At 50.1% G+C, this 12,084-nt stretch carries 2 protein-coding genes; one reads left to right on the forward strand and one right to left on the reverse strand.

The genetic code is table 11. The features are described 5' to 3' along the window. The first annotated feature begins 622 nt into the window (after positions 1-622). Positions 623-10,834 carry an Ig-like domain-containing protein gene (locus H6G00_RS08520; protein ID WP_190796431.1) on the forward strand — a complete coding sequence of 3,404 codons (10,212 nt, stop codon included), beginning with the start codon at positions 623-625 and terminating at the stop codon, positions 10,832-10,834. Positions 10,835-11,639: 805 nt separating this feature from the next. Here the strand turns inward: H6G00_RS08520 and H6G00_RS08525 are convergent. Continuing rightward, a complete protein-coding gene (locus tag H6G00_RS08525) occupies positions 11,640-11,879 on the reverse strand; it encodes a hypothetical protein (protein WP_190641112.1) in 240 nt (79 codons plus the stop codon). Positions 11,880-12,084 lie beyond the last annotated feature (205 nt).

Consider the following 12,084-nt stretch of genomic DNA (forward strand, 5'->3'; position numbering starts at 1 on the left):
GCTATGTGGCGCGGGAGATTTATCACATTGTTCGTAACACGTTTCCGGTTCCTGAACGCCCTGAAGTGATTCATCCTTAGAATACAAAAAACTTGACATCTATAGGAGCATCAATACCGTACACAAGTAGAGTTGTTATTTGTAATTGTGAATAGGGCATCTTAAGAAAGATAAATGTAAGAGGCAATAGCTGCTGCATGTTACGAACAATCGCTTATGTAAGATTCGTCAAGTGACCCAGAATTTACTTATTGAAGGGCGTTACAAAGAGAATACAGCTAGATATTTACGTGCTTATACCAATTCCGTATGAAATGCAGGCAGCCTTACAATTACTGAAAGTTTTAGGGAAAGACGAAGATTAAAGTGCAACCTCAAATCAATTGGTATTAAGGATGCTGGAAGAATTACGTCGTTCTACTTTGCTTCATGAGGTACCACACGCTTGTGTTGAAACATACAAGCCCAGGTCAACTAGCAGGATGTCGTCAAGTTCCTCCAGCTAAAGCAATTATTCAATTTTTCAGTTTATAGAAGCCGTGTATGACTTATTAAGTCTGCACGACTACTGCTTGCCTGTTTGCTTGTAAACCTTATTCTCACTAAGTGTCAAAGTACAAAGATGCCATACTCCAACGTCGTTACTAACTGGAACTCATATCCTGCTGCTAATCTTCAGGTTGCTGTTTCTGGCTCAAATTATGATGCAGCTGGAGATCTCGCGAGTAATGCAGATCTAACCAACGATCCGTCGGGTGTTGCTTTATATTCTCGCTTTGACAACTCAACAGGCACAAAATATTTGCTTTTGAGAGCTGCTGTAAACAGCAGCTTTTCTCAGAAATTAATCATTAACTTCGATGTTGATGCGGGCACTGGGCTAGATGGCAAGATTGATTTTGCCCTTGTAGCTGACATGGGCGCTCTACCCAACAGCTACACGTCAGGCACCCCTGTTGCAGACGGACTTTATGTTGCAGGTAGCCAGAGTGGCAGCGTAAACACGCGACCCAATAACACTGACTTTTATCTAGCAGCGCAAGCAAGTGTTCAGAGTGCTCTGAAAATTGCTGACTCGGCGATCGCAAAAACCACGATTTTAGGGACTACGTATGTAGATCTGATCATTAACTTCAACAACATGTATACGCTTCTCCAAGATGCTTCCAGCACCGATGGAGATGCGCAAGTTGTTGCGTCACCCTATCCGAATTTCAACGAAAATACACCGATTCGCTTTGCTCTGACTTCATCTGCTAACCTGAACAACGTTAACAAAGACATCTCGGGTACTCCCACCAACGACCTAGCAGCACCGTGGACATCTTATCTCAGCTCAACAGCATCGTTTACGAACTTGGTGACAGCAGCAACACCACCGAACATTGTGGCAATTCCAGAGAATGCAGGGGGTGGGATCAACGCGACAGAAGCCGCTGATGGCACATTAGTGACTGTTGATCTTACGGGAACGAGTGCTGTAGCAGGAAATATTCTAACGCTCACTTGGGGTGGTCAAGCCGTTACCTATACCCTAACTGCCACCGATATCACGAACAACAGTGCCACCGTTACTGTTTCTGCTGCCACAATCACCACTCAAGGCAATGGCACGTTTAACGTTACGGCAAAAATTGGCTCTGGCACAGCTTCCGCAGCGTTCCCGGTGACAGTAGACACGATCGCTCCGACCGCTCCAACGATTTCTAGCATTCCAGAAAACGCAGGAGGTGGGATTAACGCAACAGAAGCTGCTGATGGCACGATCGTTAATGTCAGTTTAGTTGGAACTGGAGCGATCGCTGGAAACATCTTGACTGTGAACTGGGGCACTCAGACTACAACCTACACGCTGACCGCAACTGACATCACCGCCAATAACGTTGCTTTTCCTGTTTCGGCTACCACAATTGCGGCTCAGGGCAATGGCACCCTCAACGTCACAGCAAAGCTGACTGACTCCGTAGGAAACACCAGCGCAAATTCTGCTCCCTCCTCCGTCACTGTTGATACCGCTGCTCCCCTAGCTCCCACGATTGCCAGCATTCCAGAAGCCACAGGTGGCTTGAATGCTACGGAAGCAGCAGACGGAACGTTGGTCAACGTTAGTCTTGCTGGAACCGGAGCGAGCGCAGGTAACACGCTTACGCTCAGTTGGGGCACTCAAACGATCACCTACACGCTGACTGCCACCGACATTACCAACAACAGTGCCGCTGTGGCTGTCCCAGCTAGCACGATTACGGCTCAAGGCAATACGACCTTCAACGTCATTGCCAAGTTGACAGATCAAGCAGGCAATGTGAGTTCCAACTCCAATGCCTTCCCGGTGAGTGTCGATACGATCGCACCCACCGCTCCATCCATCTCCACTATTGCTGAAGCAACAGACGGACTCAACGCCACTGAAGCAGCTGATGGTACAACAGTAAACGTTAGCCTGACTGGAACTGGAGCTGTTGCTGGCGATACGTTAATACTGAACTGGGGCGGCGAGTCTATTAACTATGTCCTGACTAGCAGTAATATCAGCAGCGGTAGTGTTGCACTCACCGTACCAGCGTCTACCATTTCTGCTCAAGGCAATGGCAATGTTAATGTGACTGCAAGCCTCATTGACAAGGCAGGAAATGTCAGTCCCACTTCGACTGCTTTTCCAGTCACGATTGATACGTCTGCACCTGCTGCACCTGCGATTAGCAGCATTCCTGAAGCCACAAACGGCATTAATGGTGTTGAGGCTGCTGATGGCACGATCGTCAATGTGAGTTTGGCAGGAACCGGAGCTGTCGCAGGCGACAAACTTACAGTGCTTTGGGGCACACAGACCGTTAGCTACACTCTGACTGCGAGCGACATCACCAGCAACACGGTTGCTGTCACCGTTTCTACTGCCACCATCGCTGCTCAAGGAGATGGCAGCTTCAATGTGACTGCTCAAATTACCGATCAGGCAGGCAATAACAGTCCCACTTCCAGTGCATTCTCGGTTGCGGTAGATCAAACAAGTCCCACCGCTCCATCTATCTCCAGCATTCCTGAAGCAACGGGCGGACTCAATAGCACTGAAGCCAGCGACGGCACAGTTGTTAGCGTTGCTCTGACCGGAACGGGATCTGTTGCAGGAGATATCCTAACAATCAATTGGGGAGCTCAAACGGTCACTCACACGCTCACCAGTGTAGACATTACCAGCGGCAGCGCGATCGTCACCGTTCCCGTTAATACTATTACTGCTCAAGGGCAAGGTGCTGTTAGCGTTACGGCTCAAGTGAGGGATCAAGCCGGTAACTCCAGCCCCACTTCTAATCCTGTCGCAGTCACCGTTGATACGATCGCACCCACCGCTCCTCCAACCATCGATATCCCCGAAGCTACTGGCGGAATTGACGCAACAGAAGCGAGTGATGGCACAACGGTCAACGTTAGCTTGACTGGAACAGGAGCAGTCGCAGGCGACACTCTAACCATCAGTTGGGGAACACAAACCGTTCAATATACCCTGACCGATGCTGATATCACGGGCAGCAGTGCAGCGGTCACTGTTCCAGCTTCTACCATTTCTAGCCAGGGCGACGGCAACTTTAACGTGACCGTCAAACTGGTTGATCAGGCAGGCAACGTCAGCCCTGATGGTTCACCATTTGCAGTCACCGTCAATACGGCTCCTGCAAATGCTCCTACCATCAGCATTGCAGAAGCAATCGGCGGACTCAACAGCACCGAAGCCGCAGACGGCACGCCTGTTGTCGTCAACATCAGTACGACTGGAGCAGTCGCTGGCGATACCCTGAGCGTTAACTGGGGTCCGCAAGTCATCAACTACACCTTAACTGCAAACGACATCAACAGTGGGAGTGTCTCCGTAACAATTCCCACCAATACGATCGACACAGAGGGTAATGGTAGTGTAAAGGTTTCTGCCCACGTGGGTGCAAGTCCTTCTTCATCACTACTGACGGTGCTGGTCGATACGGTTGCTCCCATAGCTCCTGCAATCACAAGCCTTCCTGAAGCTACAGGTGGACTGAACAAGACTGAAGCCGCAGACGGCACGATCGTCAACATCAACTTAACAGGAACAAACGCATTGGCTGGAGACACCCTGACCCTGAATTGGGGTGGTCAGACAGTCAACTACATCTTGACCAGCACTGACATTAGCACCAACGGGGCGATCGTTACCGTTCCTAGTGGCACGATCGTCACTCAAGGAGACGCTACTTTTGATGTCACGGCGCAACTGACCGATCAAGCGGGCAATAGCAGCCTCAAATCCTCACCTGTCTCAGTGACGGTTGATAGGACTGCTCCGACTGCGCCTGTAATCAGCAGCATTCCAGAAGCAGATGGCGGGCTAAATGAAGCAGAAGCCTCAGATGATACCCCCGTTACTATCAGCCTCGCGGGAACCGGAGCGATCGCTGGAGATACCCTAGTCTTGGCTTGGGGAGGTCAAACTCTCAGCTATGTACTAACCGACAACGACATCACAGCTGATCGCGCAACAGTGGTTGTGCCAGATGCGACGATCGTGACTCAAGGAGATGGCACTTTTAACGTCACGGCAAAACTGATCGACCAATCTGGCAACAGCAGTACCGATTCCTTGCCCCTCTCTATTACGGTTGATACAGTCGCTCCCACAGCTCCTGTCATCGCCAATATCCCTGAAGCATCCGGAGGACTTAACGCCGCTGAGTCCAAGGATGGCACCACTGTAAATGTGACATTAGGTCTTTCTGGTACAGGTGCTGCCGTGGACGACATCCTCACGGTTAGCTGGGGAGGACAAACGGTTGATTACACGCTGACCAGCAGCGATATTACCAGTGGCAGTGTAGTTGTTCCGGTTTCCGCCTCGACCATTTCTGCACAAGGTGATGGTACGTTCAATGTCACTGCTAAGCTGACAGATCAAGCAGGAAACTTCGGCCCTGGCTCTAACCCAATCTCTGTTACCGTTGATACGATCGCGCCTTCTGCTCCAACCATCACCAGCATCCCAGAAGCAACAGGTGGGATTAATGCGGCTGAAGCCAAGGATGGCACAACTGCCAATATCAACCTCAGCGGCTCCGGTGCTGAGGTTGGAGATACACTCACCCTTAACTGGGGTAATCAAACGGTTGAGTACACCCTCACAAACGCAGATATTGCCAACGGCACCACAATTGTTACAGTTCCGACGGCAACGATCACTGCGCAAGGCAACACAGCGTTTAATGTCACGGCGCAACTCACGGATTCAGTTGGCAATGTCAGCCCTGCTTCTGCCCCAATTGCCGTCGTGGTTGATACGGTTGCTCCGACGGCTCCTCAGATCACGGACATTACAGAAGCCGCAAATGGACTAAATAATTCAGAAGCAGCAGATGGAACGGCAGTTAATGTCAGTTTGGCTGGAACTGGTGCAGCTGTAGGTGATACCGTGACCCTAAGCTGGGGCAGCCAAACGGTCAGCTACGTCTTGACAGACAGCGATATCACGAGTGAGAGTGCGAGTATCGTAGTCTCATCGGCGGTCATCACAGCTCAAGGCAATGGCACCATTGGCGTTACTGCTAAGCTGAGTGATCAAGCTGGAAACAGCAGCCCCAATTCTGCTGCCACGTCCGTTACCGTTGACACCACTCGTCCACTTGCCCCAACGATTAGCAGCATTCCAGAAGCAGTCGGAGGCATCAACACAGCAGAAGCCGTCGACGGTACGACAGTAAACGTCAATCTAGCTGGAACTGGAGCGATCGCCGGTGATACCCTTACCCTAAATTGGGGAACTCAGACCTTTGATCAGGTACTAACCAACACCGATATCACTAACGGCACTGTAGCAGTCACAGTTCCCGCCGGAACTATCTCCACTCAAGGCAATGGCACGTTCAACGTTACTGCGAAGCTAACTGACCAGGTCAGCAATAGCAGTCTTAATTCTCCTGCGGTTCCTGTTCAAGTCGATACGATCGCACCCGCAGCTCCCTCAATCAGCAGCATTCCTGAGTCTTCAGGCGGAATCAATAATACAGAAGCTGTTGATGGAACAACAGTGAATGTCAGCCTTGCAGGAACCGGAGCCATTAAAGGGGATACGCTCACCCTGAATTGGGATGGGCAAGCGGTCAACTACACGCTGACAAATAGCGACATTGCAGCAAACAGTGCGACAGTCACAATTCCCACCTCAACCATCTCTGCTCAAGGTGATGGTACGTTCAACGTCACTGCCCAAGTTATTGACCAAGCAGGAAACAGTAGTGCAGATTCATCTCCCTTCTCCGCCACAATAGACACAACTGCACCTACAGCTCCCGCCATCACCAGCATCCCCGAAGGCACAGATGGAATTGACGCAACAGAAGCAAGTGATGGTACAACCGTCGATGTTGGACTGACCGGAACAGGTGCGATTGCGGGTGACACGCTCATACTCAACTGGGGCACCCAAACTGTTAATTACATTCTCACAGACGCAGACATTACAGCTACCAGTGCTACGATCACAGTTTCTACTTCGACGATTGCTACTCAAGGTGATGGTACGTTTGATATCTCAGCTAAGATAGTCGATCGAGCAGGTAACACTAGCCCCAATTCTGCAACTGTACCTGTCACAGTTAACACGGTAGTTGCCAACGCTCCATCGATTAGTATTCCAGAAGCGGCGGGTGGCTTAAATAGCACTGAAGCAGCTGATGGCACCTCAGTTCTGGTAAATCTTAACGGTACTGGAGCTACCGCAGGAAATACGCTTGCCATCAGTTGGGGAAGTCAAACCGTCAACTATGTTCTGACGAGTAACGACATTACAAGCAACAGTGCTACTGTCCTCATTCCAGTTACCACCATTACTGCCCAAGGAAATAGCACGTATAACGTCTCAGCTCAGATTGGCTCAGGTCCCTCTTCCTTTGCCATTCCTGTCACAGTAGACACGACCGCACCCACTGCACCTACCATTGCCAGCATTCCGGAAGCCAGCGGTGGATTGAACAAGACTGAAGCCGCAGACGGAACTTTGGTGAACGTCAGTCTTGCTGGAACAGGAGCTTTGGCAGGTGATTCCCTTACTCTAAATTGGGGCAACCAGCTCGTCAGCTATACGCTCACAAGTACCGATATTACGAACAACAGCGCAACGGTTACGGTGCCTGCTTCCACCATTACCACTCAAGGCGATGGTACCTTCAATGTCACCGCTAAGGTGATTGACCAAGCAGGAAACAGTAGCCCCGATTCAGCTCCTGCCCCTATCACAGTAGACACGATCGCACCCACGGTTCCTGCAATTACAACTATCCCAGAAGCAACAGGTGGCATCAATGGGGCTGAAGCGGCTGATGGCACAACCGTAGATGCTAGCCTGACTGGAACAGGAGCGTTAGCTGGCGATACGGTCACCCTCAACTGGGGTACACAAACGGTGAGCTACATTCTGACAGACAGCGATGTCACTAGGGGCATCACCATCATTACGGTTCCGGTTGCCACGATTGCCGCACAAGGAGATAGCACCTTTAAGGTCACTACCGAATTGCTCGACCAAGCAGGAAACAGCAGCCCTATTTCTACGCCCACTACCGTCACCGTAGATACGATCGCCCCTGCTGCCCCTGTGATTAATATCATCTCCGAAGCCACAGGTGGCATCAGCCAGACTGAAGCATCTGATGGCACAACCGTAGATGTCAATCTGACAGGAACAGGCGCATTAAGCGGGGATGTTCTGACTCTCAACTGGGGAGCGCAAACTGTCAACTATACCCTGACCGATAGTGATATCACCAACAGCAGCGCAATGGTCACAGTTTCATCTGCAGCAATCACTGCACAGGGTGAAGGTAACATTAGCGTCACTGCTAAGATCACCGATCAAGCGGGCAATATTGGCTCTCTTTCACCAGCGGTTTCAGCAATCGTTGATACAACACTACCCACCCTGACTAGTGCAGCAGTCAATGGTACGACCTTAACGCTCAACTACAGTGAATTGCTCAACAGTGGTTTCACACCGTCTACAGATGCTTACACCATTACAGTCAATGGCACTGCTGCAGCCGTTAGTGCGATCGCCCTCAACAACTCTACCGTCACTCTGACGCTTGCCAACCCCGTTAACCAGGACGATACCGTAGCTGCCAGCTACACCCAACCCGGAAGTAACTTGACTCAAGATGCTGCGGGAAATCCTGCAAATTCTTTCACCAATCAGGCAATTATCAACAACACGGGAGACACTACATCACCTACCCTTACTAGCCTTACTTCCAGTTCTCTCATCCTTAACAATGCAACAGTAGACAACGGTACTTTCACGCTAACGGCAGTCTACAGCGAGGCAATGAATACTGCGGTCAACCCCACCCTGAGTTTTCCAACAGCAGGAGAAGACCCAGCGTCTACCATCAGCTTTGCTAGTGGTAACTGGACAAACAGCACAACCTATGTTGCAACCTACAATGTCGCTGATGCCAACACTAACCTGGCAAATATTGATGTTCAGATTACGGGTGCGAAAGACGGCGCAGGCAACCTCCAAACTTCTGCCAATTTTGCTGACCTGTTCGGTATTGATACGCTTAACCCCACTGTCAGCCTCTCTTCAGATGCACCTACGGAAGTTAAGAGTTCTTTTACAGTCACTGCGAGCTTTAGTGAAGCAGTAACAGGATTGACGAGTGATGATATTACGGTCAGCAATGGCACCATTACTACTGCTCCGACGAGTGACGATGGTGGCATCACCTATCGCTTTACCGTTAGCCCCAATGCCACTGGTGTAGTCAACGTTGAGCTGGGTGCAAACATCGCTCAAGACAAAGCAGGGAATAGCAACAGTGCTGCGCCTAGCGGGCTGAACCGCACTGCCAATCTCACCACATCTTCAGCCCCATCTTCTCCAGTACTATCCAGCAGCAGTGACACAGGAGCATCTAACTCTGATAATCTCACCAGCGACAACACTCCTACCCTGATAGGAACAGCAACAGCCAACACCACCATCAAACTGTTCAACGGAACCACTTTACTTGACACTACAACCACTGGTGCAGACGGAAAATGGAGCTTTACTCCGCAGTCACCGCTTCCAGATGGAGTCTACCAGCTGAGCAGTGCGGTTGTTGATAGCTTGGGTAATACCAGCCCAACGTCTACTCCACTCACCATCACCATTGATGCAACCCCACCTACTGCTGTCCTTGACGTGAGTGCCCCGCCCACAGAAGACAATCCACAAGGTAAGCTGGTCATCCGTTTTAACGAACCCATCAAGAACTTTGATTTATCTGATTTAGCACTGACGCACGATGGTGCACTTGTGTCGCTAGAAGGGGCCACCCTAACAAGTCCTGATGGAATGACCTGGACGATCGGCAATCTCAATGGACGCACCAATGAAGGCGGTAACTACACACTTGCCTTCACCAGTACCAACGACATCAGTGACTTACTAGGCAATCGTTTTGCTAGCACAGTACAAGGCAGTTGGACAGCAGAAGAGTGTCAACTGGGTGAGGCAATTGCAATTGACTTCACAGGGGGTGGTAAGCGTGGCAAGGTGCAAAAAGGCAATAGCAGCAAAAATCGGCTTAGCGGTACTCGCAGAAATGACCTCCTTAGAGGGTATAAGGGCAATGACATCTTAAAAGGCAAGAGTGGCAATGACAGGCTAGTTGGCGACAGTGGCAAAGACGTTCTCACAGGGGATAGTGGCAACGATCGCCTGCTCGGCGGCAGTGGCAACGATCGCCTTACGGGAGGTCGTGGCAACGATCGCCTCACGGGAGGTCGTGGCAACGATCGCCTTAGTGGTGGTACAGGTCACGACTTAATCAAGGGTGACCTTGGCAACGATCGCCTTAGTGCTAGCAGCGGCAATGACATCTTAGTAGGTGGTCGGGGTCGAGATCGGCTAACCGGCGGTCGGGGTCAAGATATGTTTGTCTTCAACACCCTGAAGGAAGGCGTTGATCACATCACCGATTTTAATGTCACCACTGATTTACTGGATCTACGTCCTATCTTTGCTCGTAAAGAATTTGGCGGAGCAGCAGCGGCACAGCGATTTCACGGTCAATTGATCCAGCGGGTTCAAGTGGGAGCCAATACAGAAATCCGTGTTGATAGTGACGGTCTGAATTCCGGCAGCAACTACACCACACTGGTCGTGCTAGATAATGTCAGCGTTGGTACTTTCGACTGCATTAACCTTGTGCTGACGGGAGATGCTTGTCGGCTGGCGAAACCCACTCCAATCCGGTTCAACGTGGGTAAACGTGGGGTAAGCATCAGGGGCACATCAGGCAACGATCGACTATCTGGTAAGAATAGGAACGATCGCCTTGTAGGAGGTACAGGCAACGACATCATGAAGGGCAACGCAGGAGCCGATCGGCTCTTCAGCGGCAGTGGAAATGATGTCTTAGATGGTGGGTCTGGACGGGATCAATTAACGGGAGGTATAGGACAGGACCGACTATTGGGACAAAGAGGCAGTGACGTTTTGATTGGTGGGTCAGGTCAAGATATTCTTACGGGTGGACGAGACAAAGACCTGTTTGTCTTCGAGAAACTATCCGCAGAGGGCGATCGCATCACCGACTTCAATGTCAGACAAGATGCACTTGACTTGCGCCGCATCTTCGCCAAACCTGCCTTTGCTGGAGGACGAGCACATGCCCTCCATACCCAATTAATCCAGTCTGTACAGATGGGTGCTGATACCCAAATCCAAGTTGACGCCGACGGAATCGGGGCAGGCAAAACGTTTGTCACCCTTGCTACGTTGCAAAATGTGACAGCTACAGCAATTAGCTGCCGTAACTTTGCCCTATAAAACAAGGTTAATGTAAGCAAGTCACCCCACCTGCTTACATTAACCATACTCTTTGGACTAGGTGGACAATTCGCATTATTTCAAGCTGGAGGATTAAGTCCAGGTTTAAGTAATGCTAATAACGTTTCTCTAAAAAGAGGCTACAGATGGAAGGGCACCCCGCTCCGCAGGGTGCCCTTCCATCTGTAGCCCTAATTTTTGGAATTGGTATATCCCCTCATTCTCCCATCCTCACCTCAACGTTTCAGATTTCTTGGTAACAAATATGTTTGCTTGAGACAGAAGATTGTTATACAAACACTAGAAGTTCATGTACAAGCAATCGCGTAATAGAACCTTAGTGCAGCTGAAATTTGAGTTTTCAGGGTTGCTATTTGGGTTTGATTTGCCTCCATCTCTGCGGCTAGACTATTGGGGAATTCTTTGCTGAGGAACTCTAGTTGGTTTTCGGCTTGCTCGATCCGTTCCATATCAACAGCATCCGTGGCGATCGCCTCTAACTACCGCGAGAGCTGATCCTGGGCAGACTTGAGTCCGAAGGTCCATCAGGGGAGGGCACCTGTGAGAATGGCGATCGCATCTCCTGCTGCACCTGACCCAAAAATTCCGTTGCCTGAAAATCAGATTAAACGCTATACGACCGAGGCTGGTTGCTGCTGTTTTTGTTCGTCTCTTCTTAAGTCAGGGTTATTAAAGTTGAAAGGATGAGGCGATCGCTCTATCAACTTCATATGAGCATCAACGTCAAACAGATGCCACACCCGTAACACGATTATTGCAGTAACCTACCTAGGCTAGCTGGAGATCAGAAGTCTCCATGAGCAGCCTGTGAGATGAACTCCAAACGCTTACGCTGCTCTAGCCACTGAAGACAAACCTGTTTGACTAACTGAACATCTTCGGCAGCTAACTGTTCATCGTCCTGTTCAGAAGCAAGAATCTGAGCCACTTTCACGGCTTGATCACGCGGTATACAAGCCTTAACTAGCTCAGATTGAAAAAGCTGCTCTTTCTCCTGGACGGACATCGGTAACCTTCGGTTCATAGCTTTTGCCTTGGAGTCACCTTCAAATCTTCTAAAGTGCCTTCAATAGATCCTATTTTTATAACTGACGCTGAACTGGTAGGACAAAGGACGACGAGCCAGCCACAACCACAAGAGTTTAGCCGTTAACACGTTCTAATCTATCCGCTAAAAGGGTATATATGCTTACCACTTTAGATAGAGAAGATTTAGATCGATAACAAAC

The sequence above is a fragment of the Leptolyngbya sp. FACHB-541 genome (genome assembly GCF_014695875.1).
Classification (GTDB): domain Bacteria; phylum Cyanobacteriota; class Cyanobacteriia; order Elainellales; family Elainellaceae; genus JAAUTN01.